At 68.4% G+C, this 24798-nt stretch carries 31 protein-coding genes; 20 read left to right on the top strand and 11 right to left on the bottom strand.

The window, feature by feature from the left end; translation table 11 throughout:
* Positions 1 to 9: 9 nt before the first annotated feature.
* The 3 genes from GH266_RS09005 to GH266_RS08995 are packed head-to-tail and all read left to right on the top strand — an operon-like array spanning position 10 to position 3554.
* Positions 10 to 1770, top strand: a complete 1761-nt coding sequence (locus GH266_RS09005; RefSeq protein WP_158193603.1) for a GMC family oxidoreductase — start codon at positions 10 to 12, stop codon at positions 1768 to 1770.
* Positions 1767 to 3008, top strand: a complete 1242-nt coding sequence (locus GH266_RS09000; RefSeq protein ID WP_158193602.1) for a cytochrome c — start codon at positions 1767 to 1769, stop codon at positions 3006 to 3008. Before GH266_RS09005 ends, GH266_RS09000 begins: the two co-directional genes overlap by 4 nt.
* A 9-nt stretch (positions 3009 to 3017) precedes the next feature.
* Positions 3018 to 3554, top strand: a complete 537-nt coding sequence (locus GH266_RS08995) for a hypothetical protein (RefSeq protein WP_158193601.1) — start codon at positions 3018 to 3020, stop codon at positions 3552 to 3554.
* A 16-nt stretch (positions 3555 to 3570) separates the two neighbouring features.
* On the opposite strand, the gene GH266_RS08990 is transcribed toward GH266_RS08995, so the two are convergent.
* Entirely contained in the window at positions 3571 to 3756 is a 186-nt protein-coding gene (locus GH266_RS08990) for a hypothetical protein (protein ID WP_158193600.1), read from the bottom strand.
* Positions 3757 to 3901: 145 nt separating this feature from the next.
* Here GH266_RS08990 and ku (GH266_RS08985) point away from each other — a divergent pair, with 145 nt between their 5' ends.
* Complete coding sequence (gene ku / locus GH266_RS08985; RefSeq protein ID WP_158193599.1) at positions 3902 to 4750, top strand: non-homologous end joining protein Ku; 849 nt, start codon at positions 3902 to 3904, stop codon at positions 4748 to 4750.
* A 158-nt stretch (positions 4751 to 4908) separates the two neighbouring features.
* Here ku (GH266_RS08985) and ligD read toward each other — a convergent pair whose 3' ends face one another.
* From ligD to GH266_RS08965, 4 genes are all read right to left on the bottom strand, one after another.
* Positions 4909 to 7350 carry a DNA ligase D gene (gene ligD, locus GH266_RS08980; RefSeq protein ID WP_158193598.1) on the bottom strand — a complete coding sequence of 814 codons (2442 nt, stop codon included), beginning with the start codon at positions 7348 to 7350 and terminating at the stop codon, positions 4909 to 4911.
* Between the two features lie 3 nt (positions 7351 to 7353).
* The gene (ku, locus tag GH266_RS08975; RefSeq protein ID WP_158193597.1) at positions 7354 to 8202 is read right to left on the bottom strand and encodes a non-homologous end joining protein Ku; all 849 of its coding nucleotides are present in this window, start codon (positions 8200 to 8202) and stop codon (positions 7354 to 7356) included.
* Positions 8203 to 8236: 34 nt separating this feature from the next.
* Positions 8237 to 9763, bottom strand: a complete 1527-nt coding sequence (locus GH266_RS08970; RefSeq protein ID WP_158193596.1) for an alpha,alpha-trehalose-phosphate synthase (UDP-forming) — start codon at positions 9761 to 9763, stop codon at positions 8237 to 8239.
* 89 nt (positions 9764 to 9852) lie between these two features.
* On the bottom strand, positions 9853 to 10089 hold the full coding sequence (locus GH266_RS08965) for a hypothetical protein (protein ID WP_158193595.1): 237 nt from the start codon (positions 10087 to 10089) through the stop codon (positions 9853 to 9855).
* Between the two features lie 231 nt (positions 10090 to 10320).
* On the opposite strand from GH266_RS08965, the gene GH266_RS08960 reads away from it, so the two are divergent.
* Positions 10321 to 10623, top strand: a complete 303-nt coding sequence (locus tag GH266_RS08960) for a hypothetical protein (protein WP_158193594.1) — start codon at positions 10321 to 10323, stop codon at positions 10621 to 10623.
* Between the two features lie 231 nt (positions 10624 to 10854).
* A complete protein-coding gene (locus tag GH266_RS08955; protein WP_158193593.1) occupies positions 10855 to 11130 on the top strand; it encodes a hypothetical protein in 276 nt (91 codons plus the stop codon).
* A 63-nt stretch (positions 11131 to 11193) separates the two neighbouring features.
* Here GH266_RS08955 and GH266_RS08950 read toward each other — a convergent pair whose 3' ends face one another.
* Complete coding sequence (locus GH266_RS08950) at positions 11194 to 11472, bottom strand: BON domain-containing protein (protein ID WP_158193592.1); 279 nt, start codon at positions 11470 to 11472, stop codon at positions 11194 to 11196.
* Positions 11473 to 11496: 24 nt separating this feature from the next.
* Positions 11497 to 11685, bottom strand: a complete 189-nt coding sequence (locus GH266_RS08945) for a DUF3008 family protein (RefSeq protein ID WP_158193591.1) — start codon at positions 11683 to 11685, stop codon at positions 11497 to 11499.
* A gap of 226 nt (positions 11686 to 11911) precedes the next feature.
* On the opposite strand from GH266_RS08945, the gene GH266_RS08940 reads away from it, so the two are divergent.
* The 4 genes from GH266_RS08940 (at position 11912) to GH266_RS08925 (ending at position 14856) form a co-directional block, all read left to right on the top strand.
* A complete protein-coding gene (locus tag GH266_RS08940; RefSeq protein WP_158193590.1) occupies positions 11912 to 12997 on the top strand; it encodes an AI-2E family transporter in 1086 nt (361 codons plus the stop codon).
* An 11-nt stretch (positions 12998 to 13008) separates the two neighbouring features.
* Complete coding sequence (locus GH266_RS08935; RefSeq protein WP_158193589.1) at positions 13009 to 13521, top strand: hypothetical protein; 513 nt, start codon at positions 13009 to 13011, stop codon at positions 13519 to 13521.
* A 112-nt stretch (positions 13522 to 13633) separates the two neighbouring features.
* Positions 13634 to 14362 (top strand): cytochrome c oxidase assembly protein, encoded by a 729-nt coding sequence (locus GH266_RS08930; RefSeq protein WP_158193588.1) that lies wholly within the window; start codon positions 13634 to 13636, stop codon positions 14360 to 14362.
* Positions 14362 to 14856: a CopD family protein gene (locus GH266_RS08925; RefSeq protein WP_158193587.1), complete on the top strand. Its 495-nt coding sequence runs from the start codon at positions 14362 to 14364 to the stop codon at positions 14854 to 14856. The genes GH266_RS08930 and GH266_RS08925 overlap by 1 nt, the downstream gene beginning before the upstream one ends.
* Here the strand turns inward: GH266_RS08925 and GH266_RS08920 are convergent.
* The gene (locus GH266_RS08920; RefSeq protein WP_425329567.1) at positions 14837 to 15328 is read right to left on the bottom strand and encodes a DUF2231 domain-containing protein; all 492 of its coding nucleotides are present in this window, start codon (positions 15326 to 15328) and stop codon (positions 14837 to 14839) included. The two genes, GH266_RS08925 and GH266_RS08920, sit on opposite strands and share 20 nt — an antisense overlap.
* A 51-nt stretch (positions 15329 to 15379) precedes the next feature.
* Here GH266_RS08920 and coxB point away from each other — a divergent pair, with 51 nt between their 5' ends.
* The 7 genes from coxB to GH266_RS08885 all read left to right on the top strand — a co-directional run bounded on the left by coxB (position 15380) and on the right by GH266_RS08885 (position 21711).
* Positions 15380 to 16084, top strand: coding sequence for a cytochrome c oxidase subunit II (coxB, locus tag GH266_RS08915; RefSeq protein ID WP_244953800.1), 705 nt, complete (start codon positions 15380 to 15382; stop codon positions 16082 to 16084).
* Positions 16081 to 18633, top strand: a complete 2553-nt coding sequence (gene ctaD, locus GH266_RS08910; protein WP_158193584.1) for a cytochrome c oxidase subunit I — start codon at positions 16081 to 16083, stop codon at positions 18631 to 18633. Before coxB ends, ctaD begins: the two co-directional genes overlap by 4 nt.
* Positions 18630 to 18959, top strand: coding sequence for a hypothetical protein (locus tag GH266_RS08905; RefSeq protein WP_158193583.1), 330 nt, complete (start codon positions 18630 to 18632; stop codon positions 18957 to 18959). The genes ctaD and GH266_RS08905 overlap by 4 nt, the downstream gene beginning before the upstream one ends.
* A 117-nt stretch (positions 18960 to 19076) precedes the next feature.
* The gene (locus GH266_RS08900) at positions 19077 to 19511 is read left to right on the top strand and encodes a hypothetical protein (protein ID WP_158193582.1); all 435 of its coding nucleotides are present in this window, start codon (positions 19077 to 19079) and stop codon (positions 19509 to 19511) included.
* A gap of 88 nt (positions 19512 to 19599) precedes the next feature.
* Entirely contained in the window at positions 19600 to 20718 is a 1119-nt protein-coding gene (locus GH266_RS08895; RefSeq protein ID WP_158193581.1) for a DUF3182 family protein, read from the top strand.
* A complete protein-coding gene (locus GH266_RS08890; RefSeq protein ID WP_158193580.1) occupies positions 20715 to 21443 on the top strand; it encodes an alpha/beta hydrolase family protein in 729 nt (242 codons plus the stop codon). Before GH266_RS08895 ends, GH266_RS08890 begins: the two co-directional genes overlap by 4 nt.
* A gap of 28 nt (positions 21444 to 21471) precedes the next feature.
* The gene (locus GH266_RS08885; RefSeq protein WP_158193579.1) at positions 21472 to 21711 is read left to right on the top strand and encodes a DUF2188 domain-containing protein; all 240 of its coding nucleotides are present in this window, start codon (positions 21472 to 21474) and stop codon (positions 21709 to 21711) included.
* 37 nt (positions 21712 to 21748) lie between these two features.
* On the opposite strand, the gene GH266_RS08880 is transcribed toward GH266_RS08885, so the two are convergent.
* Both GH266_RS08880 and GH266_RS08875 read right to left on the bottom strand, forming a co-directional pair.
* Positions 21749 to 22060 carry a hypothetical protein gene (locus GH266_RS08880; RefSeq protein WP_158193578.1) on the bottom strand — a complete coding sequence of 104 codons (312 nt, stop codon included), beginning with the start codon at positions 22058 to 22060 and terminating at the stop codon, positions 21749 to 21751.
* A 33-nt stretch (positions 22061 to 22093) separates the two neighbouring features.
* Complete coding sequence (locus GH266_RS08875; protein ID WP_158193577.1) at positions 22094 to 22447, bottom strand: hypothetical protein; 354 nt, start codon at positions 22445 to 22447, stop codon at positions 22094 to 22096.
* 212 nt (positions 22448 to 22659) lie between these two features.
* Here GH266_RS08875 and GH266_RS08870 point away from each other — a divergent pair, with 212 nt between their 5' ends.
* A complete protein-coding gene (locus GH266_RS08870) occupies positions 22660 to 23172 on the top strand; it encodes a superoxide dismutase family protein (protein WP_158193576.1) in 513 nt (170 codons plus the stop codon).
* Positions 23173 to 23228: 56 nt separating this feature from the next.
* On the opposite strand, the gene GH266_RS08865 is transcribed toward GH266_RS08870, so the two are convergent.
* Positions 23229 to 23492 carry a hypothetical protein gene (locus GH266_RS08865; RefSeq protein WP_158193575.1) on the bottom strand — a complete coding sequence of 88 codons (264 nt, stop codon included), beginning with the start codon at positions 23490 to 23492 and terminating at the stop codon, positions 23229 to 23231.
* A 331-nt stretch (positions 23493 to 23823) separates the two neighbouring features.
* On the opposite strand from GH266_RS08865, the gene GH266_RS08860 reads away from it, so the two are divergent.
* Complete coding sequence (locus GH266_RS08860; protein WP_158193574.1) at positions 23824 to 24390, top strand: sigma-70 family RNA polymerase sigma factor; 567 nt, start codon at positions 23824 to 23826, stop codon at positions 24388 to 24390.
* A 104-nt stretch (positions 24391 to 24494) separates the two neighbouring features.
* Positions 24495 to 24716: a hypothetical protein gene (locus tag GH266_RS08855; RefSeq protein ID WP_158193573.1), complete on the top strand. Its 222-nt coding sequence runs from the start codon at positions 24495 to 24497 to the stop codon at positions 24714 to 24716.
* Positions 24717 to 24798 lie beyond the last annotated feature (82 nt).

The raw sequence follows: 24798 nt of genomic DNA, 5'->3' as shown, positions 1-24798 counted from the left end.
GGGAGACCCATGACCAAGCAACTTCCGCGCGTCGATGTGGTTCTGGTCGGCTTCGGCTGGACCGGGGCGATCTTCGCCGAAAAGCTCACGGCCGCCGGCCTCGACGTGCTGGCGCTGGAGCGCGGGCCCTGGCGCGACACGCCGTCCGACTTCGCCACCACCTTCGCCCAGGACGAGCTGCGCTACTACTGGCGGCACGGCATGTTCCAGGAGGCCTCGCAGGACACCCTGACCTTCCGCAACAACAGCGCCCAGACGGCGCTGCCGATGCGGCGCTGGGGCTCGTTCCTGCCCGGCAACGGCGTCGGCGGGGCCGGCGTCCACTGGAACGGCCAGACCTATCGCTTTCTTCCCTCCGACTTCGTCGCGCGCAGCCATAACGAGGAGCGCTACGGCCCGCTGCCCGCGGACATGACAGTGCAGGACTACGGCGTCACCTACGAGGAGTTGGAGCCGCATTTCGACTATTTCGAGAAGATCTGCGGCATTTGCGGCCAGGCCGGCAACGTCGACGGCGAGACAATCGAGGGCGGCAACCCGTTCGAGGGCATGCGCAGCGACCAGTATCCCAATCCGCCGATGCGCATGACCTTCTCGCAGGACCGGTTCGCGGCCTCGGCGCGGGCGCTGGGGCTCAATCCCTTTCCCGTCCCCTCCGCCAACATGTCGCGCGCCTATGTCAATCCGCTCGGCATGCAGCTCGCCCCCTGCACCTATTGCGGCTTCTGCGAAAAGCACGGCTGCGGCAACTATTCCAAGGCCTCGCCGCAGACGACGATCATTCCCGTGCTGATGCAGCGGCCGAATTTCGGCCTGCGCACCAATTCCGAGGTGCTGTCGGTGGAAAAGACGCCCGACGGCAAGCATGCGACCGGCGTCACCTATGTGGACACCAGCGGCGAGGTCTGGTTCCAGCCCGCCGACATCGTCATCCTGTGTGCCTATCCGCTGCAGAACACGCGGCTGCTGCTCCTGTCGGAGATCGGCACGCCCTACGACCCGCGCACCGGCGAAGGGGTCGTCGGCAAGAACTACTGTTACCAGGTGATGTCCTCGGCGACGGTGTTCTTCGAGGACGAATACACCAACGGCTTCGTCGGCGCGGGCGCGCTCGGCATGGTCGTCGACGACTATAATGGCGACAATTTCGACCATTCGGGGCTCGGCTTCATCGGCGGCGGCTATATCGCCTGCGGCACCACCAATGCCCGGCCGATCGAGAGCCACCCGGTGCCCGAGGACGTGCCGCGCTGGGGCTCGGCCTGGAAACGGGCAGTGCGGGAGAACTTCCTGAAGACGACCAGCGTCGGCGTGCACGGCTCGTCGATGGCCCATCGCAGCAACCATCTCGATCTCGACCCGACCTACAAGGACGTGTGGGGCCGCCCGCTCCTGCGGATGACCTACGACTTCACGCTCAACGACCGGCGCCTGACCGAGCACCTGACGCCGGTTGCCGAGGAGATCGCCCACGGCATGGGCGGGGCGCATGTGAAGGTCAACGCCCGCCGCGGCTCCTACGACAGCGAGCCCTATCAGACCACGCACAACACGGGAGGCACCATCATGGGGACCGATCCGGCAAGCAGCGTCGTCAACCGCTACGGCCAGAGCTGGGACCTGCCGAACCTGTTCGTCACCGGCGCCGGGCTCTTCCCGCAAAACGCCGGCTACAATCCGACCGGCACGGTGGGCGCGCTGGCCTACTGGTCGGTGGATGCCATCATCAACCGGTATCTGCCGGATCCCGGCCCCCTGGTGCGCCCATGAGCCGGCTTCGCAATGCCTTGCTGGCGGGCACGTTCGCCGGCGCGCTGGGCCTTTGGATAGCTTCCGCGGCAATGGCGCAGGAACTCTCCTTCTCGCAGGTGGAGCGCGGCCGCTACCTTGCGACCGCCAGCGACTGCGTCGCCTGCCACACCAATATCGAGGAGGGCGGCAAACGCTATGCCGGCGGGCGCGGGCTGGAGACGCCGTTCGGCACGATCTATTCCAGCAACCTGACGCCGGACGAGGCGACGGGCCTCGGCGGCTGGAGCCGCGACGAGTTCTACCGGGCGCTCAACGAGGGGATCAGCCGGGACGGGTCGCATCTCTATCCGGCCATGCCCTATCCGCACTTCACCAAGATGTCCCGCGAGGACGCGGATGCGATCTTCGCCTATCTGCGCACGCTGGAGCCGGTGACGGCGGAGATCCCGGAGAACGCGCTGCCCTTCCCGCTCAGCATCCGCATGTCGGTGGCGGGTTGGAAGCTGCTGTTCTTCGACAAGGTGGACTTCGCGGTCGATCCGGACCAGTCGCAGGAGTGGAACCGCGGCCGCTACCTCGTCGATGCGCTGGCCCATTGCGGCGCCTGCCACACGGGCAAGAACCTGCTGGGCGCCGACAAGGAGGACGAATACCTGCGCGGGGGAACCCTCGACAACTGGTACGCCCCCAATATTCGCGGCGGCGTCAACGGCGGCCTTGCCGACTGGGAGGCGGAGGACATCGTCCGCTTCCTCGGCGAGGGGCGCTCGCGCCACACCGCGCCGATGCAGCGCATGGGCGAGGTCGTCGGCCTGTCCACCCAGCATCTGCGGGACGAGGACCTGATGGCGATCGCGGTCTATCTCAAGAGCCTCGACGATGCCCCGCGCGAGGAGGCCGAAGCCCCGGCGCAGGCGCGCCTCGAGACCGGCGAGGCGATCTATTTCGACAATTGCGCCGCCTGCCATTCGGCCGACCGCTCGGGCGTTCCCGACATCTTCGCCTCGCTGGAAAGCTCCAACAAGCTGACGGCGGAAGATCCGGCGACGGTCATCCGCATCATCCTCGGCGGCGCGCGGGCGCAGCAGACCGAGGCGGTTCCGAGCCAGATCGCCATGCCGGGCTTCGCCTGGAAGCTGACCGACCAGCAGGTGGCCGATGTCGTCACCTATCTGCGCGCGGTCTCGGACCGAAAGGCCGGCCCCGTCTCGGCCGGCGAGGTCGAGGACATGCGCGAACATCTCGAGGAGAAGTGAGGTCATGCGATGACCCGGAAGTTTCCCGTCCCGGCGCTCTGCGTTCCCGCTCTCGCCCTGCTGCTGGCCGCTCCCGCGGCGGCGCAGACGCTCTATCTCGGCGAGCATGAAGTCGACACGGAGGATCGCGGCCAGGTTCGCTCGGCGATTGAGCGCTGCGCCTCGCTTGCCGCGGCAGCACCGGATGCGCAGCAGGCGGCCGCCTTCACCCGCGGTTCGGCAACCCCCGAGGCATCGCCGGCGACACCTGCCGCCGAGCAGATGCCGCGAGGCGAGGCCGCCCCGGCCGAACCCTCCGGAGAGGCACCCGCCGACCCCGTCGACCGCGCTGCCCTGTCGCTGTCGGTCGACGCGCTCGCCTCGTCCGGCGAGGGAAGCGCTGCGTCCGGGGACGGAGGCGGCAGCGGCACCCGTCCGCCCGGCACATCGGCAGACGGAGGCGAGAGCGGAGAGGGAGGGAGCAACGCCGACACAGGCGACGGCACAGGCGACGACCTGGCCTCCGTCATCTTGCGGGCCTGCAAGGAAGCCGGCCTCGTCTATTGAGGCTTGCGCGGCGCGCTTATGTTCCCGGCCGGCGATCTTCCGGCCGCTGCTCCTCGCGTGAGGCCGGGCGCGCCGCCGTCGCCTCGTCCGCGGCGGGGTAAGCGGCATTGCGGAGCGCCCGGCGGCGCTCGCGGCGCAGGGCATGGTCCCGCGCCCAGCCGGGCAGCAATTCGGCCATCAAACCTTGCAGTCGGTTCCACATCTGTCGGTCCTCCTGTCGATCCCAACACGGCAGGAGCCTCCGTGTTCCGCTCGACGGCGAAGCAGGGAACACGGACCCGCCCCGGCGCGTTCGGGTTCTTTGGCCTGTCCTGGGACTGGCTCGGCAGGCGAGAGGGGAGAACGGCATGGCACCGCGCAGCTTCTGGAAGGGCTATCTGCGGCTTTCGCTCGTCACCTGCCGGGTGGCGATGATGCCGGCCACCACCACGCGAAAGAAGATCCGCTTCCACACGCTGAACCGCGCCACCGGCAACCGGGTGGAGAGCCGCTATGTCGACGAGAAGACCGGCAAGCCGGTGCGCGAGCAGGACCAGCGGCGCGGCTATCCCGTCTCCGAGGACAAGCTGATCGTGATGGAGGACGAGGAGCTCGACGCGGTGGCGCTCGACAGCACCCGCATGATCGACATCGAGACCTTCGTTCCGCGCGAGGATATCGGCTGGATCTATCTCGACGACGCCCACTACCTGACGCCGGACGACAAGATCGCCGAGGAGGCCTTCGCCGTCATCCGCGAGGCGATGGCCGCAACCGGCACGGTCGGCATCGCCCGGCTGGTGCTCTATCGCCGCGAGCGGGCGGTGATGCTGGAGCCGCGCGGCAAGGGCATCGTCGTGTGGACGCTGCGCTACGGCGACGAGGTCCGCGAGGCGGAGGACTATTTCGCCGACATCGACACATCCCGGCCCGAGCCCAAGGCGCTGAAGCTGATCGGCAAGCTGATCGAGGAGCGCACGGCCGACTGGTCCGGCGAGATGGTCAGCGATCCAGTGCAGAAGCGCCTGAAGGCGATCATCGCGGCGAAGAAGCGCAAGCAGAAGCCGAAGGCGCCCCGCAAGTCTGCAAAACACGACGAGGGCGATGCGCCGCAGGAGACATCCGGCAACGTGGTGTCGATCATGGACGCCCTGCGCAAGAGCGTTGCGGCGGAAAAGGGGGCGGACAAGAAATCAACAGGCAAATCGCGCCGCTAGTCACCCGAATCTGAAGTTCGTCGCATTTTGCGGCATGCTCTGAACGAACTTCAGATTTAAAAGGGTGACTGGCAAGTTTATGTTTCTAGTGTGGTTTTCGAATTTGAAATACGCTCTGGGTGTGCTGCCAAAGTGAGGCGTATTTCAAATTCACCACACTAGCCTTTGCGCTTCCTGCCCGCCTTCGGTTTCAGCGGTGCCTCCGCCTTGCGGAAATCCGCCCAGGGGTCCTCGTCCAGGCTGTCGAGCCGGGCCATGGCGTTGGCGACCGTGAAATGGCCGGAGCCGATGGACGGGTCGAGCTCGTCCCAGGCGAGCGGCATCGCGACCGTCGCGCCTTCGCGGGCACGGGACGAATAGGGCGCGATGGCGGTGTTGTTGCGCCCGTTGCGCAGGTAGTCGACGAAGATCCGCCCCTTGCGTGCCGCCTTGGTCGACCTGGCGATGAAAAGCTCCGGATCGTCCGCCTCCATCGCATCGGCAAGGTCGCGGGCAAAGCCCTTCACCTCGTCCCAGCCGGCCTTCGGCTTCAAGGGCGCGACCACATGCAGGCCCTTGCCGCCGGTGGTCTTGACGAAGGGCACGAGGCCCGCATCCTGCAGCCGGTCCCGCACCTGGCGGGCGGCGTCCAGCATCACCGGCCAGTCGACGCCCTCGCCCGGATCGAGGTCGATCACCACCTGGTCGGGCTTCTCCAGATCGTCGAGCGAGGCCTGCCAGGGATGGATCTCCAGCGCCGCGCCCTGGACGAGGCCGATCAGCCCATCCAGCGAGTCGATGGCGATCAGGCTGTCGCCCTCCTCGCCGAGCGGGTCCTGCCGGGTCAGGATCTCGCCGTTCATGCCCTTCCACGCGTGTTTCTGGAAGAAGCATTTCTGCGCCGTTCCGCGCGGGCAGCGCAGCAGGGCGAGGGGGCGCGAGACGACCAGCGGCGCCATGAAGCGCCAGACCTGCGTGTAATAGTCGGCAAGCCCTTCCTTGGTCACGCCGGCGTCTGCCCAGTAGACCCGGTCGGGATGGGTCAGCTTGATGCTCGGCCGCGGCTGCGCCGGGGGATCGTCCCTGCCTGCCGGCGCTTCGCGGGTGACGTCGCGCGCGGGTTTGTCCTCGCGCAGGCCCCGGAACGAGGCGTGGCGCACGCGCCGGTCCGCCGTCCAGCTGCGGAACTCGACCTCGGCGACCAGCTCCGGCTTGACGAAGCGGACACCGCGCCGGGCGGTGGCATCCAGCCGCTCGGCAAAGGGCGAGGTCTTGCGCTCGATCGCGTGCAGGCGCTTGTAGAGGTCCTCGGCGACGGCGCGGGAAAAGCCGGTGCCGACCCGCCCGGCATGGCGCAGCTTGCCGTCCTCATAAACACCGAGCATCAGCGAGCCGATGGCCTCGTCCGAAGTGGAGGAGGGCATATAGCCGGCAATCACCATCTCCTGCCGTTCGCCGCATTTCGACTTGATCCAGTCCTTGCTGCGGCCGGAGCGATAGGGGCCGGAGGCGCGCTTGGAGATCACGCCTTCCAGGCTCAGCCGGCAGGCATGGCGCAGCACCATCTCGCCGTCTTCCTCGAAATGCTCGCTGTAGCGCAGCACCTCCGGCGCTGTGCCCAGCAGCCGTTGCAGCGCGGCCTTGCGCGCATCGAGGCGCACGCCGGTGAGGTCGCGGCCGTCGAGATGGAGAAGATCGAAGGCGACATAGACGAAACGGTCCGTGCGGCCGGCACTGAGATCGGCCTGCAGCGCGGAAAAGTCGGAGGCCCCGCCGGAGGCCTCGACCACCAGTTCGCCGTCGAGCACGGCCTGCTGCACGGGGAGGGCGGCCAGCGCCTCGGCGACCTTGGGGCCGAACCGCTCCGTCCAGTCGAGCCCGCTGCGGGTCAGCAGCACCGCCTTGCCGTCCTCGATCCTCGCCTGCAGCCGGTAGCCGTCGAACTTGATCTCGTGGATCCACCCCTTGCCCGTCGGGGCGTGCCGTTTCAGCGTCGCCAGCTGCGGCGGCACGAAGTCCGGCATCTTCGCCGTCTTCGAGCCCTTGACGGTCGCGGCGGGCTTTTCCCGGTCGGCCGCCTCGGCCGTGCCGTCCTCGTCCAGGATATCGGGCGCATCTTCGTCCCGCGCGTGTTCGTCCTCGCTCTTGATCAGCAGCCAGTTGTTGCGCTTTTCCCGGCCCTTGCGGGCCATGCGCACCAGATGCCACCGGCCCTTCAGCTTGTTGCCCGACAGCGTGAATTCCAGATGCCCCTTGGCGAGGGACTTTTCAGCATCGCCTTCGGGCGCCCAGCTGCCCTTGTCCCAGATCGTCACCGTGCCGGCGCCGTATTCGCCCTTCGGGATCGTGCCTTCGAAACTGCCATAGGCGAGCGGGTGGTCCTCCACCTCGACGGCGAGGCGCTTGACCCCGGCGACGAGGCTCGGCCCCCGCGTCACCGCCCAGCTCTTGTAGACGCCGCCGAGCTCCAGCCGCAGGTCGTAATGCAGCCGCCGGGCGTGATGCTCCTGGATGACGAAACTGTGCTTCGCGGCGCCCCTGGAGGCCTTTCCCTCCGGCTCTCCCTTCGGCTCTGGCGTCGCGGCGAAATCCCGCTTGCGGCGATAGGTTTCCAGCGACATGGCTCAGCCCGCCTTGCGCCCTTGCGGGGCGGCGCGTTTCTCTCCGGGCTTCTTCCGACCGGTCTTCTTCTGCTTGTCGGCGGCGGCCGCGCTTTCGCGCAGCGCCTCCATCAGATCGACCACCTTGGCCTCGTCTTGCGCCTTCGGTTTCGGGATCTCGCGCCCCTCGGCCTTGGCCTTGACCAGCTCGGCAAGGGCCGCATCGTAGCGGTCGTCGAAGGCGGACGGATCGAAGCTGCCGGTCTTGGTCTCGATGATGTGCTTGGCCAGCGAGCGCATCTCGCCCGTGATCGCGATGTCGGCAATGTCGTTAAACGCCTCGCCCGCTGCACGCACCTCGTAGTCGAAATGCAGCGTATGGCCGAGCAACCCGCAGCCGCGCGGGCGGATCAGCATGGAGCGGACCCGCCGGAACAGCACCGCCCGGGCGAGCGCTGCGACCTTCTTGGCGCGCATGCCCTCGCGGATCAGCGCGAAGGCCTCCTCGTCCGCCTCGTCGGCGGGCTTCAGGAAATAGGGCTTGTCGAAATAGACCGTGTCGACATCGTCGCAGGCGATGAACTCGCAGATTTCCAGCGTCTTGTCGCCCTTGGGCACCGCATCGGCGATGTCGTCCGGCTCCAGCACCACATAGGCATCCTTCGCCGTCTCGTAGCCCTTGACCTGGTCGTCGCGCTCCACCGGCTTGCCGGTCGCCTCGTCGACGAACTCCCGGCGCAGGCGGTTGCCGCTCCTGCGGTTCACATAGTGGAAGGAGATGCGCTCGGACGTGGTCGCGGCGGAATAGAGCGCGATGCCGCAGGACAGCTCGCCGACGCTGAGATGCCCCTTCCAGATGGCCCGTGCCGTCATGCGCCTGGTCTCTCCTCTCGGGTACCGCTCGGCTTTACGACGGCGCCTGCTGCGGGCGTGCGGCGCTGCCTGTCGCCCCGCTGAGGGCGGCGAGGAACGCCTCCTGCCAGGCGCGGGCATCGTGGCGCATGACATGGTCGAGCAGCGCCTCGTGGCGGCGCCGGCGTTCGGCCAGGGGCATGGTCAGCGCCTGGTAGAGCGTTCGTGCCATCTCGTCGATGTCGTAGGGGTTGACGAGCAGCGCCTCGTGCATCTCCTCGGCCGCTCCGGCAAAGCGCGACAGGACGAGGACGCCGGGATCGGCCGGGTCCTGCGCCGCCACGTATTCCTTGGCGACCAGATTCATGCCGTCGCGCAAGGGGGTGACGAAGCCGACCTGGCTGCCGCGCATCAGGGGAGCCAGCTTGGCGCGGTCGACGCTCCGGTGGATGTAGCGGATCGGCGTCCAGTTGAAGTCGGCGAGCCGGCCGTTGATCGCGCCGACCAGCGCCTCCAGCTCGGCGCGGATGTCGCCATAGGCGCCGACTTTCTCGCGGGTCGGCGGGGCGACCTGCAGATAGGTCACCGATTTTTCCAACTCCGGATGCTGCGCCATCAGCCGGTCGAAGGCCTTCAGCCGCTCCGGCAGGCCCTTGGAATAGTCGAGCCGGTCGACGCCGATGATCTGGCGCCGGCCGAGCACCTGCCGGCGCATCAGGTCGATCTGCACCTCGTCGTCCGCCTCGCGGGTCATGGCGGCAAAGCCCTTCGCGTCGATGCCGATGGGGAAGCGGTCGATCGTCACCGTGCGGGTTCCGACGCGGAACCGGGTGTCGTCCAGCTGCACGGCCGGGCTGCGCTCGGCGAGATAGGCCTTCAGGTTGACCGCATCCGCCTGGGTCTGGAAGCCGATCACGTCGTAGTCCAGCAGCGCCTCGACCAGCTCGGCATGGTTGGGCGAGGCCACCAGGATGTCGGGCGGGGGGAAGGGGATGTGCAGGAAGAAGCCGATCCGCTGGCGGCAACCGGCCTTGCGCAGGCAGCGGGCGAGCGGGATCAGGTGATAGTCGTGCACCCAGATGAGGTCGTCGTCCTTCAGGAAGGGCGCCAGCTGCCGCGCGAAGGTCTCGTTGACCCGCTGGTAGCTCTCGTAGAAGGCCGGCCGGTAGTCGACGAGGTCGAGCCGGTAGTGGAAGAGCGGCCACAGCACGCTGTTGGCATAGCCGAGATAGTAGCCGGCAACGTCCTTCGGCGACAGCGGCACCGTCACCTGCTCGGCCGGGCCGACCCGCTCCACCTGCACCTCGCCTCCGGTGACGCCGTCGGGGGCGCCGTTCCAGCCGAACCAGATGCCGTCCCGCTCCTTCAGCGTTTCCGCCAGCCCGACCGCCAGGCCGCCGGCCTGGCCGGTGCTGCGCAGGTTGGCGACGCGGTTGGAGACGATGACCAGCCGGCCGGTCTCCGCATCGCCGCCGGTCTCCTCCAGATGCGCGGAGGCGTCCGGCGTGGCGGCCGTGCCTGCCAGGGCCGAGGGAATGTCGCTTGGGGGAACGGGAGATGGAGGGCTCGACAATTGGGTCATGGAGCGAAGCTTCCTGCTGGAGCTGGCGGATGTCCGGTTACATGACCAACGCCGCCGGCGGCCGATTTGTTCCGCCCGCCGGCCGGCGGTCAGGGCACCCTGTCCGTCAGGTCGGTCGCGCCCTCGTGGGCGGCGCAATGGGCGCAGCAATAGATCGTCTCGCCCTGTTCGACGCCGTGGCCGATCACCCGGCAGCCGCAATGCGCGCAGCTCGGCGCGAGCGCGTGAATGGCGCATTCGAAACTGTCGAAGACATAGGTCTTGCCCGCCATCGTCACCTCGAAGGACTTGTCGTAGTCGTTTCCGCATTGGTGGCATGTGCCCATGGGGGTCTCCTTTCCGGTCTTGTCGCCTCCCGAACCGTCAGGAGCCGCCGAGGTTCCGGAAAGCTGCAAAAATCCTCATGCGCCGAACCGCGTGCCGAAACGAGGAAGACCGGCGGGGGAACATTGCCCGCCCTTTCCGGGTTCATCAGGGGAGTTTGATGGGGGGAATAGGTCCGGCGCGTTGCTGCCTGCCGGACTGTTCCTTCGCCAGGAGCCTTGAGGAGACACGAAATGGATCCGCTGAAGAAACCCGCCCGTCCGGCGCAAGAGGAAACGCGCGAGGACGGCCCGCAGCTGGAGCAGCAGGATTGGGCCGCGCTGGAAGGCGCGGCGCCCTTCGCCGGCCGGGTTCCGGCGGACGAAAACGGGCGGCCGCTCCCCGAGCTGCCGCTTGCCGAGCCGGATGGCGAGCTGCCCGGCGAGGAGGCCGACAATCCGTATCAGCGCAGCGACGAGGCCCTGCCGGACGACGAGGCAGAGGCGGTGATCGACCGCAATCCGTCGCGGGAAGGCGGGCGTTTCGACGAGGTGTGAGGGAGCGCGCGCCGGCCTCGATGGAACAACCCGGCCGGTCGCGGCGTTGAGAGAGGGCATTCAGCAACGAGGAGAAAGTCCGTGCACAACATCATTTATCTCGTCGGCCTCATCGTGGTCGTTCTCGCCATTCTTTCCTTCCTCGGCTTCGGCTGAGGCCGCCGCTGCCCGCGGCCTGACGAAAGGGGCGTGACCCCGTCAACCCATGATCGTCAACGCAAAGGAGACAGGATGGCCGAGAACCAGAACAAACGAACCGAACCGCTCGAAGTGTCGCCCGGCAGGGCACGTCAGGGAACGGGCTCGCCCCGCATCCTGATCCTGCTGGTGGTGTCGCTCGTGCTGGCGCTGATCGCCTGGTGGGGGCTCGACATCTACCGGGAGGCGGCGCTCGCTCCCGAGGAGCCGGCTGCCGAGGCAACTTCCGGCGGCGAGCGCTACGAACCCTCATCCCCGGTGCTGCCGGACGAGACGCTGAAACGCGAGCCGGAGGGCGCGACCGAATAGGTCGGGCCTTCTCGGCTTGCGGGCGGCAGCTTGCGGGAGCGGGCGAGGTTTTCACGGCCCTCCCTACATCTTCGATCCCCAGATCCCGATGATGTTGCGAACGTGGCGCACGCCGCCGATCTCCAGGGCGATCTGCGAACACCTGGCGATCTCCTGCGTGCTGGCCACCGTTCCGGCCAGGGTGATGCCGCCGTGATCGGCGGTCACCGTCACGTCCGAGGCGTCGACTGTGCCGTCGTTCGCCAGCGCCGAGGCCACCTGGTGTTCCATCTCGGCGGCGGCCGCGCGCTCGGAAAGAAATTCGGGGGCCTCGCCGAAAAACCGCCTGTCTTTTTGAACCATGTCCGTCTCCTGTGACCTGGGGTCCTACGACTTGGACGCGTGGTCGGGCTTGCCCTTGCGGGAGGTGGAGGCCAGCTCCTCCAGTTCCTTCTCGGTCATGGACTCCACCATTTCCCTGGAGGCCCCCTTCAGGTCGCTCTTGTCGGTCTCGCCGCGTTTCGCCGACAGGGCGGCGCCGGCGGCCTTCTGCTGGGACTTGGATTTTGCGGGCATCTTCTCTCTCCCACCCGGGTGTCGCAGCCCTTTCAACTGATTGCCCGCGCGAATGTTCCCTCCGGTCCTGCGCGAACATTTGGCGCGCCCGGCAGTTGTGCTCCCGAACCAGAACCGCAAACGGGGACGCCGCAATGAGCATCATCGACAGTTGGCCGCCAGGAACGGGGACGCCGAAGGACCAGGTCAGGGACCGATCCGCGAACCGGAGGGGGGCGGCCTGCCGATGACCGTGCAATCCTCTCCTGTCGCCCTCGGCAGCTTCACGCAGCGGCTCGTCGCCGTCACCCTCATCATCGTCGCCGCGCTGGCCCTGTGGTACCTGCGCAGCCTGCTGCTCCTGGTCTTTGCCGCCATCCTGTTCGCCATCGTCCTGCGCAGCCTTTCCGCCATTGTCGCGCGGCCGACGGGCCTTGGCGAGGGCTGGTCCTTCGTCGTCGCCACGGTGACGGCCGTGCTGGCGGTGGCCCTCTTCGTCACCGTGCTCGGCGCCCAGCTGCAGGCACAGCTGCTGGAGTTGCGCGACCGGCTGCCGGAGCTGCTGGCGCCGGTGGAGGATTGGCTCGGCAGCGGCGATGTCGGCGAATGGCTGGTCGAGCGGGCGGAGGCCATGGTCTCGGAAGGGGCGGTGATGAGCCGGATCGCCGGCCTCTCCGGCTGGGCCGTCACGCTGCTTGCCAATGTGGTCCTGGTCGCGGCGGCCGGTCTTTACATCGGCTATCGGCCGGGTCTTTACCGCGGCGGGTTGCTGATGCTGTTTCCGCGGCGGGCGCGCAAGGGCGCCGCCGCCACGATGGATGCGCTGGGCAGCGCGCTGCAGCGTTGGCTGTTGGGTCAGCTCGCCTCGATGGTGGTGGTCGGCACGCTGATCTTCCTGGGTCTTTGGGCCATCGGGATCGAGGCGGCACTGGCGCTCGCCTTTATCGCCGGCATCCTGGAGTTCATCCCCTTCTTCGGCCCGGTTCTGGCCATTGCGCCTGCGGTCGCGCTCGCTCTTGCGGTCGACACCTCGACGGCGATCTGGGTTTTTCTGCTCTATCTCGCGGTCCAGCAGTTCGAGGGCAATGTGCTCAACCCCCTGATCCAGCAGCAGGCCGTCTCGCTTCCTCCCGCCGTGACGATGTTCGCGCTGCTCGCCTTCGGCGTGCTGTTCGGACCCTTGGGGGTCCTGCTGGCAACGCCGCTCGCCGTGGTCTGCCTGGTGGTGGCCAAGCAGGTCTGGGTCGGCCGGGTCCTGGGCGAGCCCGTCTCGCTGCCGGGAAAAGATCGCATGCGGCGGGAACAAGCCGGGCCGGCTCAGGTTATGCGATAGGAGGCAGAGCCATGAGCATCGAAAACCCCCGTCCCGAGCCGGGGCCGACACCGACGCCGACGCCCTTTCCACCCCCGCCCGTGCGCGAGCCGGATCCCGGGCGGCTGCCGGACGAGGACCCTTTGCCCAATCCGGACGAAACCGACAATCCACCGCAACATGCACGAGATGCATGGAAAGGGCGGGGCGATATGCCCGCCTGGTCGGGCAAGGTCTATGGTGACCTGCTCGCCAAGGCCGCGATGGCGGCGGAACGAGGCGCCGGGAACGAGGCGCAGGAATGCAGGATCGACATGACCTTTGATGACGACAACTCCAGGAAGAGCCGTCCGGGCAAGGCACGTCAGCCCAACCAGCCCAGCCCGCTGGGCGGGCGCTATTTCGCCGATCTTCTGAAAAACGTCGAAAACGAGCCCGTACCGGACCGGCTTCTCGACCTTGCGCATCAGCTGGAGAGAGCGCTGGCCGAGCAGCACGACAAGCGCGGCGGCAAGCCGGAAAACGGCGGTCCCGGCAAGGGGTGAAGCGGGAACGAAACGGGCCTGACGGGCCCGTTTCTTCGCTCTGCCCGCTGCAGGTTCGGGAACAATCCGGCCGGAAAGGCGTTTCGGTTTCGACCGCGAGGGGGAAACCGATATGCCAGACGTCTATTGCGGACCGGCGCCAGCGCCGCAGACCCTGCTCTTTGCCTGGAACTTCGATCCGGTCGCGCTCGGCCTGTGCGCGGCCATTCTTGCAGTCCACGCCGCGTCCGGCCGGCGGAACGGACGGGGGATGGCCTTTGCCGGCACCGGCGTGCTGGCGCTGCTGTTTCTCTCGCCCCTTTGCGCCCTCACCGTTTCGCTGTTTTCCGCCCGTGTCGCCCATCATGCGCTGCTGATCGGCGTTGCCGCGCCGTTGCTGGCGCTCGCCTTTCGCAGCGTCCGTTTGCCCGCGCCCGCCTTGCCGCTCAGCGTGCTGACCGTGCTCAACGCGCTGCTGCTGTGGTTCTGGCATGTGCCGCAGGTCTATGACGTCGCCATCGTCGGCGCATTGCCCTACTGGACCATGCAGCTCAGCCTGCTTGGTGCGGCCTTCGCCCTGTGGCGCGCGGTGCTCGCGCCGTCCGCCCATCTAGGCTCTGCCGTGTTCGCGCTGCTTGCGACCATGGTGCAGATGGGCATGCTCGGTGCGCTGCTCACCTTCGCCCGCACGCCGCTCTATGCGGCGCATTCGCTCACCACGCAGCCCTTCGGCCTGTCGCCGCTCGCGGACCAGCAGCTTGCCGGCCTGATCATGTGGGTTCCCGCCTCGCTGCCCTATCTGGCGGGCGCGCTCCTGCTGCTCTCCGTGCAGCTGGCGCCCGCCTCGCGGCGCGTGCGCTGATGTTGTGGGTCAAGGCGCTGCACATCGCCGCCATCGCCGTCTGGGTCGCCGGGCTGTTCTGCCTGCCGGGGCTCTACCTGCGCCGCGCCCATATGCGCGACGAGACCGCCTTCAACTCCCTGCACGTCACCGTGCGGTTCCTCTATGTGGCGATCGTCTCCCCGGCGGCCTTCCTCGCCGTCGGCAGCGGCACCGCGCTGGTGTTCCTGCGGCAGACCTTCGATGCGTGGTTCCAGCTCAAGCTCGCCTTCGTCGCGGTCCTGGTCGCGCTGCACGTCCTGGCCGGGACCGTGATCATCGGGCTGTTCCGGCGGGGCAGCGCCTATCCGCTCTGGCGGGGAATGGTCGCCATGGCGGCCGTCTCGGTCACGGCCGCCGCGATCCTCGTCGTGGTGCTCGCCAAGCCGGACCTTGCGGACCTGCTCCCCGCCATCCTGTCCGAGCCCGGCGGGCTCCGCCGTCTTGCCGGCGCGTTCAATCCTTTTCGGAGATGATGAGGCCGATGCCGTGATCGAACACGAGTTTGCCGCCATGCCAGCCCGCCAGCCCGGTGAAGACGCTGGCCAGCACCGACAGCATCAGGCCTTGCGGCAGCACCGCATCGGGGTCGGTCAGCCGCAGGCCCCAGTTGGTGCCGGCGGTCGCGATCAGCATCATCGCGGCAACGGCATGGGTCCAGCTCGCCACGCGGATGCGGATGCCGGACACCAGCAGCAGCTCGGCGGTCCCGACAAGTCCCGCCCCCACGCCGGCGAAGAAGGCGATGCCCGCCGACCACAGGCCGGCACGCAGCCAGAACGCATCGCCGGACCACCAGTAGAACACGTCGCAGCCCAGCGTCGCGACGACCAGGGCGATGGGGAAATGCACGCTCATCGCGTGCAGCGGGTGCCCTGCAACGGCAACGGTGGAGGCGACCGGCTCGTCGGCCACCGCCTCGATGACCGGGCTGTCCGTGTCGTCCATTTCGTTCATGGTGTCCCTTCCTTTGTCAGGACAAGTCGCGGTGCGGGGGTTTTGTTCCGCTTCGGCGCGATTGCGGCCGGCGGTCTCGCCCTCTCGGCCTGCGCCGGGCCCTTGTCGGCGCTGCAGCCGGAGGGGCCGGCAGCGCGTGGCATCGGCACCTTGTGGTGGGTCATGCTCGCGGCCGGAACGGCGATTTTCCTCGTCGTCGCCTCGGTCCTGATGCTGGCCTTCGTCCGCCCCGCCTGGCTGCGCCGTTTCGGCGAGGCGCGGCTGATCCTGTGGGGCGGGCTCGTCGTTCCGCTGGTCATTCTCTCCGGCCTTGTGACGGCGGCGCTTGCGCTGGGCGAACGGGTTCTGGTGGTCGGCCGGGGCGAGGCGCTGCGCATCGAGGCGGTGGCCCGCCAGTGGACCTGGCGCTTCCGCTATCCCGGCGGGTACGAGACCGACGACCTACTGCATCTGCCGGCGGGGCGCGATGTCGACATCGTCCTGACCAGCGAGGACGTCATCCACGGCTTCTGGGTGCCGCGTCTCGGCGGCAAGCTCGACGCCATTCCCGGCCATGTCAACGTCATCCGCCTCAGGGCAGACCGGCCCGGCACCTATGGCGGGGTCTGCGCCGAATATTGCGGCATCGGCCATGCGCCGATGCGCTTTTCCGTCGAGGCGCACGAACCGGACGCCTTTGCGCGGATCGTTGGGCCATCGGACGACACGCGGCAGGACACGGCGCCGGACGGGGAGGGCGGACAATGAGCCGGAACGTGCCGCCGCAGGGGGAAAAGACCCCCGCACCGCTCCCCGCCAATCCGATCCGCCTGCACCGGGAGCTTGCCGCCCTTTGGGACACGCCGGCCGGCTGGCAGCAGCTCGGCGCCGTCAACCACACCATCCTCGGCAAGCGGTTCATTCTCGCCGCCTTCTTCTTCTTCGGCGTCGGCGGGCTGCTCGCCATGCTGATCCGGGTGCAGCTCGCCACCTCCGGGACGGGTTTCGTCGGGCCGGAGATCTACGGCCAGCTCTTCACCATGCACGGCACGGTGATGATGTTCCTGTTCGCGATCCCGATGTTCGAGGGGTTTGCGATCTACCTGCTGCCCAAGCTGCTGGGCGCGCGCGATCTCGCCTTCCCGCGCCTCACCGCCTACGGCTTCTGGTGCTACATCTTCGGCGCTTCGATCCTGCTTCTCGCCATGCTCGCCGGCGTTGCGCCGGACAGCGGCTGGTTCATGTACACGCCGCTGTCCTCCTCCACCTATTCGCCCGGCATCAATGCCGACGTCTGGCTGCTCGGCATCACCTTCGTGGAGATCTCGGCCCTGTCGGCGGCCATCGAGATCACGGTGACGGTGCTGAAGGTGCGCGCGCCGGGCATGAGCCTTGCCCGCATGCCGATCATGGCCTGGTACCTGCTGATCACCGCCCTGATGATGCTGTTCGGCTTCCCGCCGCTGATCCTCGGCTCGATCCTGCTGGAGCTGGAGCGGGCCGCCGACCTGCCGTTCTTCGATCCGACCAGGGGCGGGGACTCGCTCCTGTGGCAGCACCTGTTCTGGCTGTTCGGCCATCCGGAGGTCTACATCATCTTCCTGCCGGCGGCCGGGGCGATCTCGATGATGATCCCGACCTTCGCCCGGCACGAGCTGGTCGGCTACCGCGCCGTCATCCTCGCGGTGATCGCCATGGCCTTCCTGTCCTTCGGCCTGTGGGTCCACCACATGTTCACCGTCGGCATCCCGCATCTGGCGCTGGCCTTCTTTTCCGCCGCCAGCGGGCTGGTGGCCATTCCCACCGCGGTGCAGATCTTCGCCTGGATCGCGACGCTCGCGGCGGGGCGGCCGCGCTTCGACGTGCCGATGCTCTATCTCGGCGGTTTCTTCTTCATCTTCGTCGTCGGCGGGCTTACCGGCGTCATGCTGGCGATGGTGCCGTTCAACTGGCAGGCGCACGACACGCATTTCGTCGTCGCGCATCTGCACTACGTGCTGGTCGGCGGCTTCGTCTTCCCGATGATGGCCGCCACCTATTACTGGCTGCCGCATTTCACCGGGCGGCTTGCCGAGCACCGGCTGTCGAAAACCGCGTTCTGGCTGATCTTCCTCGGCTTCAACCTCACCTTCTTGCACATGCACCTGACGGGCCTGCGCGGCATGCCGCGCCGGGTCGACAGCTACCCGGTCGAGGCGCGGCTCGACTGGCTCAACCTGCTGTCCTCCGTCGGCTCCTTCGTCATGACCATCGGCTTTGCCCTCTTCGTCGTCGACCTCGTCGTGCACATGCGCTTCGGCCGCCGTTTTCGGCGCAATCCGTGGGGCGCGCGCACGCTGGAATGGGCGATGCCGACGCCGCCGGCCTCCTACGGCTTCGCCTCGCTGCCGCATATCGAGGAGCGCGGCGACCGGCTGGCGCCCGACGCGGAGGGGGCGCGGCTTGCCGGCGGGCGCGGCTATCTCGGCTTCACCCGCAATGGCTGGATGGAGACGCTCGGCGTCGACATGGTCGCCGGCCGGCCGGACCAGCTCATCGTCCTGCCGCGCCAGAGCTTCCTGCCGCTGTGGAGCGGGCTTCTCACCGCCGCCCTGGTCCTGTTCCTGCTTGCCAAGCTCTACTGGCTGGCGCTGGTCGCCTTTGCAGCGGTCGTCGTCTCGCTGCTGGCCTGGACCGGCGCCACCGGCGCGCGGCAGGACACCGGCGCGCTTCCCATCGGCAACGGCGCCTCCGCCCGCCCGCATTGGGAGACCGATGGCCCGCCCTCCTGGTGGGCGATGGTGCTGACCTGCGCCGCCGAGGCGACGCTGTTTTCCTCGCTCGTGTTCGGCGGACTGTTCCTGTGGCTGGTCGCCCCGCAATGGCCGCCGGCCCGCCCGGCCATGCCCGATCCGCTGCTTGCCGCCACCTGCGGCGGTCTCCTGGTGCTTGCCGCGCTGTTCGGGCGGGGCGGTCTTGCCTCGTTGCTTCAGCAGCGCTCGCCCACCCTGCGCCTTGCCCTTTGCGCGCTCGCCCATGGCGGGGCGGCGCTGTTGTTCGCGCTGATGGCAGCAAGCGTGCCGGTGCCCACCGCCCATGCGCACAACGCGACGGCGCTGGTTCTGCTTGCCCTGTGCGGCCTTCGCGCCGGCTTCGGCGCGCTGCTTGCTGCCTATGGGCTCTGGCGCTGGCGGGCCGGCTTCCTGTCGGCGGCGCGCAGCCTCGACCTTCGCATCGGCCGGGTCTGGCACGACTATGCCGCGGCCACCGGCCTCATCGGGATCAGTGCCTCCTTCGCCTTCGCCTGGCTGGCGGCAACCGGGGGGGCGGGCTCGTGAGACCGCGCAGCATCCTTCTTCTCGGGGCCGGCTTCACGGTCTGGGCGGCCGCCTTCGTCGCGCTTTACGCCATGCTGTCGGTCGGCTGCCGTTTCGGCTGGCACGAGATCGCGCTCGGCAGTCTCGGCGGGGTGTCGCTGCAGCGGCTGCAGCTCGCGGCGATCTTCCTGGTGCACCTGGCGGCGGGCGCGGCCGTGGTCGCGGTGCTCAGGCGCTGGAAGGACCGCGGCTTTCTCTACACGCTCGCCTATTTCGCGGCGGTCGCGGCGCTTGGCGCCAGCGTTTTTTCCTTTGCCGGCATCTTCTTCCTGTCCACCTGCCAGTGAGCCGAAAAATCGAGCCGAAAAATCGAGCCGACAAATAATGTCGTCCCCAGCCGGATCTTTCGGAACATAACCCGCCTCCACGTGTTGGCAGGGCTCCACACACCAGGAGGACTGTCCATGTCTTGCAAGTTTCTGATCGCCGCCTCGCTCTCGCTGGGTCTTGCCACCGGCGCCGTGGCCCAGACCGCGCCGCAGACCGGCACGGACCCGGCAGCGGCCGGCACCAGCACCAGTTCTGGCCTTCCGATGGGCTGGGACGGCGCCATCGGCGATGCCTTCTTCAGCGACCCGCAGACCGGCACGCTGCGCCCGGAGACCGAGGTGCGTTCCAACTGGGACACGCTCACCAGCGACCAGCAGGCCCGGGTGCGCTCCCATTGCGCCAGCGTCGACACCGCCAGCAGCGCCACCACGACGCCGGGTGCGGGCAGCGACGTGACCGGCTCGACCGGGTCCGCCGGTGGCCAGGCGCCCGCCGGCACGGCGCTGCCGACCGCGAAGTCGGATCACACCGCGTCCATCCAGCAGGCTTGCGGCTGGATCAAGGAGTAACCGCTGCGGATCGGCGGTTGCCGGATCGGGGGAGGCGGCCTGCAAGGGCTGCCTCCCCCCGGCCCCGCGCATGCTTGGGGACACTGCGATGACGTCCAGCACCGAAGATCGCGGATCTTCAGATGAGGGTCTGCTCGTGACATGGGGGTGCGAGGACGCGCCGACCCATCAGGCGCAGACCCATATGGCCCTTGCCCGGCATGCGGCCGAGCTCCTGCGCCGCCGCTACGGCGGCCGCCTGGAGGATGTCGCAGGCGCCGAGGCCTGCTATTGCATTCCCCGCAGCACGCTGCTTGCCGACGACGGCGCGGCGGTGTTCGGCCCCGCCGGGCCCGATCCGTCGCGCTTCTTCGGCGGGTGGGTGCCGGCCGGGCTGCTGGCGACCAAGGCCATCGTCCATCCGCTGGCGCCCGGCGAAACGCCGCCCGAGGGCTGGCCCGCCGCCTTTGCTGCAGCTGCCTGCGATGTGGTGCTGGTGGGGGCGAGCAGCTTCACCACCGACGGGGCGGTGAAGGTCGGCCGCCGGCTGCTCGAGCGCGGCCCGGTGCGGATCAAGGCGGTCGGCGCCAGCGGCGGTCTCGGCCAGTTCGTGGCACGCTCGCGGGACGAGCTCGACCGGGTGCTGGTGCGGGTCGAGGAGACCGGCCTGCTCGCGCAAGGGCTGGTGCTGGAGGAGCATCTGGAGAACGTGAAGACCTACAGCGTCGGCGAGGTGATGCTCGGCGGCCTGCATGCGGCCTATGTCGGCACGCAGGAGCTCACCCTCAGCAACACCGGCGAGGAGGTCTATGGCGGCTCGCGCCTGTTCGTCGCCCGCGGCGGCTATGCCGACCTGCTGAAGCTGGTGCCGCCGGACGTGGCGAAACTGTGCGCCATGGCCATGCGCTTCGACCGGCTGGCCGAGCGCGAGCTCGGCCTCGTCGCCTCGCGGCGCAACTACGACATCATCGTCGGCACCGACCAGTCCGGCGAGCCGCGCTGCGCGGTGCTGGAACAGTCCTGGCGGGTCGGCGGGGCGAGCCCGGCCGAGCTTGCCGCGCTGGAGGTGCTGGACCGCGATCCGGAGCGCCGCCACGTTGTCGCCGCCTCGGTGGAACGATACGGCGCCACGGCCGTTCCCCCTGAGAACGCCAGGCTCTACTTCCACGGCACCGATGCCGAGGTCGGGCCGGTCCTGAAATACGCTTTCGTACAGGACGCGCCTTGAGAAAGACCGATACACATATCGAGGTTGCAGGCGCCCGGCTTGCCGGCCAGATCTTCGAGCCGCAGACCGGCTGGCCGGGCGTTCTCTTCGTTCACGGCTGGGGCGGCAGCCAGAAGCGCGACGAGAAGCGCTCGCGCGCCATCTCGCGACTCGGCTGCATCTGCCTCACCTTCGACATGCGCGGCCATGGCGCGATGGATATCGACAAGACCAAGGTCAGCCGCGCCGACAATCTCGCCGACATCTGCGCCGCCTATGACGTGCTTGCCTCGCATCCTGCCGTCGACACCACGTCGATCGCGGTCATCGCCAGCAGCTACGGCGCCTATCTCAGCACTTTTCTTGCGACCTCGCGCCGGGTCAGATGGCTGGCCCTGCGCGTGCCGGCGCTCTACCGCGACGAAGACTGGGACACGCCCAAGGTCTCGCTCGACCGGCGCGAGCTGCAGAAATACCGCAGCCGGCAGGTGGCGCGCGATGCCAACCGGGCCCTGCGCCACTGCCAGGATTTTTCCGGCGACGTGCTGGTGGTGGAATCGGAGAACGACCATCTCGTTCCCCATCCCACCATCGCCAGCTATCTCGCCGCCTTCAGCAATGCCTGCTCGATCACCCACCGCATCATCAAGGGCGCGGACCACGGCCTGTCGGACGCCGAAAGCCGGCGCTCCTACGACGAACTGCTGCTGCGATGGGTGCGCGAAATGATGCTCAGCGCCCGCTGAGCATCCGACAACCGCAAAGGAGCGCACCATGACCAAGGTCGTCTATCACGTCGTCGAGCATGACGGCGGCTGGGCCTACCGCGTCGCCGACGTCTTTTCCGAGACCTTCGCCACGGCCGACGAGGCCCGCCTTGCCGCGTTGCAGGCCGCCCGCGAACAGACCCGGCCGGGCGATGCGGAGTGGATCGAATATCAGGACGAGGCCGGCGCCTGGCATGTCGAGCAGGAGGCGGGCAACGACCGGCCGCAGACCGAGGTCGAGAGCTGACGCTCGCGAAGACGGGGAGGGGCGCTCGCCCCTCCCGTCAGTCCTCAAGCGGATTCCTGATCGTTCCTTCCACCACCTCGCGCGGGCCGTCGGGGGAATGGCCGGAGCTCTCGCAATCCTCGACCGCGTAGAGCTTTTCGTCGCGAAAGGCGCTGGCAAAGCGCGTCGAGACGCCGTGCGAGGGCTTGCGGTCGATGTCGAGGAAATCGGGCTCGGCCTCGCTGGCGACGAGCCTTGCATCGCCGGCCGAGTCGGCGCGCACCAGAACGATGCCGCTGCCGCCGGCGCGCTCCCAGTTCGGGTCCCCTGCGGCGGCAACGGGAACGAGCTTGTAGATCCTGCGGGTCATGTCTGGCGAACCTTCACCTTGCGCGTCGTTCCGTTACTGCGTCGTCGTTTCGCCGCCCGGCGTCTGCTGGTCGGGCAGGGCGCGGGGCGGGATCACCGGGGTCTCGCCCGCATCGGGCGCCGGCTGGACGAATTCGCCATTGTTCGAAGGCGGCGGCTCCAGCACGCCCCCGCACGCGTCCAGCATGCCGGACAGCGTCTCGCCTTCGCCCTCCGTGCCCGGCTGGGTGCCCGGCTGGCCGGTGAGGCCCTCGCCGTCCGGATCGGGGCTGAGGCGGCAGCGCTCGTCGCCCATGGCGGGCGGCTCGGCGTCCTGCTGCTGGGCGCTCGCCGGACCGGCAAGGGCCAGCAGCGCGGCAAGGAAAAGAGGTGCGGATCTTGGTGTCACGGGAGCCTCCCTGGTTCGGGCCGGTTTCGTTTCCCAACTCTCCAAGTCCAACGCCGCAAGGGCGCCTCATGTTCCCCGCAGGATGGCTACGGGGGACCAGGCGGGGGAAAGAAATGCGGAACATGCCGGCCGCTGACCGGTTCGGCAGGGACGGGCTGACGGCGGCCGTCGCCGTTCGCTCGCCGTCACCGCCAAATGCAGGAGACTAAGGGATGAAAACTGTCATGATCGCCGCCGGCCTCGTTGCCATCGCCGCGCTGCCAGCGGCCGCGCAGGGTGAGGCCCGGCAGGAGGCGAGCGCCACCTTCATCGGCCAGGACGGCCGGGAGACCGGCCGCGCCACCCTCACCGGCACCTCCGCCGGCGTGCTCATCGACCTCGAGGTGAGCGGCCTTCCCACCAGCCAGTGGGTCGCCTTCCATGTGCACGAGACCGGCACCTGCGATGCCTCCGACGGCCACAAGTCGGCCGGCGGCCATTTCAATCCGGGCGGCGCCGATCACGGCTACCTTGCGGAAAAGGGCCCGCATGCCGGCGACATGCCCAACCAGTGGGTGGATGGCGCGGGCACGCTGCGGGCGCAGGTGTTCAACGCCAAGGTGACGCTCGATGGCGAGCAGGCCATTCGCGGCAAGGCGCTGATGATCCATGGCGGCAAGGACGACTATTCCAGCCAGCCGACCGGCGATGCCGGCGACCGGCGGGCCTGCGCCGTCATCGAATAAGGTCAGGCAACCCGGTCCGGCGGCGGCGGGAGTGCTGCCGCCGGACTGCCATTGTCTCATGTCTGGCGCTGCTCCAGGCCGGCCTCGACCCGTTCCAGCAACAGCTTGATCTCGCGTGCCGCCGCCGCCTCCACGGCGAAGGCGGCCTGCGGCACTGCGCCGGGATCCTCCTGCTGGTCGGCAAGCTCCCGCCGCGCCTCCAGCTGGGCGCGCAGGTCCTGCGCTCCGCCCTGGGCGATCAGGTGGCGCAGGACGATCTCCAGCGCATCGCGCAATCCGTTGAGGCGGCCTTCCAGTTCGAACGGCTCCAGCTGCGACATGTCCTGTCTCCTTGCTGTGCGCGGAACGGGCACGCGCCGGCCGGAACCGGGGCAATGCGGGCGGAAGGCCCGTGATCCGCATCGGGCCTTCCGCCCGCCGCGGCCGGCCGCGGTTGCCGCAGGCCACACTGTTCCAAACCCGCGGCCGGCAATCGTGTTCCCGACCATCGTGTTCCCGTGGCCGTGGCGCGCTCCGGGCGTGCCGGCCTCCGCAAGACTGCGGAGGGTTGCGAGAAATCGGCGCGAACCGGGGAACAATGCCGCTCACGGCAAGTTGAGTCAGGGAGGGCAGCGGGGGCCAGCCAGATCTTGCAGTCGAGGAGGAGCCCCGATGCCGGGAATACGCAGTCGCGCCCGTCTAAGCGGTCCGCAATCCGAGATCGTCCACCTGATCCCCGCCCTGCGTGCCTTCGCAAGGACGTTCTACCGGGAACCGACCCATGCCGACGACCTGGTCCAGGAGACCCTGACCCGCGCGCTTACCAGCATTCACCAGTTCCGTCCGGGTACCAGCATGAAGTCGTGGCTGTTCACGATCATGCGCAATGCGTTCTACACCAAGATCAAGATCGACACGCGCGAGGCGCCGGGGGCGGCCGACTGCGTGTCCCTGCGCCCGGCCGCCGACCCGACGCAGGAATGGTCGTGCCGCGGCCACGAGATCGCCGAGGCGATCGATCGTCTTCCCGCACAGCAGCGCGAGGTTCTTGTTCTCATCGGCCTGCGCGGCGTCTCCTACGAGGAGGCGACGGAAATCTGCGGCTGCGCGATGGGCACGATCAAGAGCCGGCTCAACAGGGCCCGCCACCGCCTGCTGGAAGAGCTGGGGGAGGGCTCGCCCCATTCCTCCCTCGAGCGCAACACGGACCATCCGGTCGCGAGCCTGCGCGCCGGCTGAGGCGGGGCGCCCGTCGGAACGATTTGCGGCCTCGCGACTTATCCTTGGAGGCGGGCGCCATCCGGGCGCGTGCCGGACCGCACAGACCAGGAGGACAGGACCAGATGGCCAACGCAAGCAAGAAGCACATGGGCGCCGGTTCGCAGGGCAAGGGCAGCGGCAGCGGTGCGCGCACCATCGCCGACAAGGACGTCCTCGGCGACAACATGACCCTTTCCAACCGCGACAAGGCCAGCCACGGCAAGGAGCGCGGCCTCGACAGCAAGGGCGTGCAGAACGACCAGCGGCAGGATCACGAGTCCAACCGGATCGTACGGGACAGCTGACTTCGGTCCGTCGAATTGCGGAAGAGGGCGCGCGGCGCGCGCCTCCTTCCCTTGATGTTCCCCGTTCTTGATGTTTCAAGGC

The organism is Stappia indica, assembly GCF_009789575.1.
Taxonomy (GTDB): Bacteria; Pseudomonadota; Alphaproteobacteria; order Rhizobiales; family Stappiaceae; genus Stappia; species Stappia indica_A.
The sequence above is the reverse complement of the archived record's forward strand: the minus strand, read 5'-3'. Positions and strand labels throughout refer to the sequence as shown.